Origin of the sequence: Aquabacterium parvum, from assembly GCF_001447195.1 — a bacterium.
Classification (GTDB): domain Bacteria; phylum Pseudomonadota; class Gammaproteobacteria; order Burkholderiales; family Burkholderiaceae_C; genus Aquabacterium; species Aquabacterium parvum.
The window spans coordinates 1-273 of record NZ_LFRI01000173.1 but is presented as its reverse complement, the minus strand read 5'-3'; the positions used below and the strand labels follow the sequence as shown (position 1 = coordinate 273).

Genomic DNA, 273 nt, shown 5'->3' with positions numbered 1-273 from the left:
CGTTGGAGATCCCGCCGAGGGGTTCATGGAGGTTTTCAAGTACGCCGTCAAGTTCAGCGATCAGCCGGTTGCCGATACATGGCATGCCTTTCAGACGCTCAAGGGGAAACGCCTTCTTGGTTCTGCTGGGTGCTTCAGAGGTGTCGAGGTGCCGGAAGAGCTGACCGATGAGCCGCTCGATGAGCTGCCGTATGTCGAGCTGTTCTATCGCTATCTGCATGGAAAGGGCTACGCCGTTTCGCATGCGAATCGCCCCAAAGCGGCGTAGCCGCC

1 pseudogene is annotated in these 273 nt (G+C 58.6%); it reads left to right on the top strand.

Features of this window, described 5'->3' with window-relative positions:
- Positions 1-268: pseudogene (locus ABG80_RS06840) on the top strand (hypothetical protein); the annotation flags it as partial.
- Positions 269-273 lie beyond the last annotated feature (5 nt).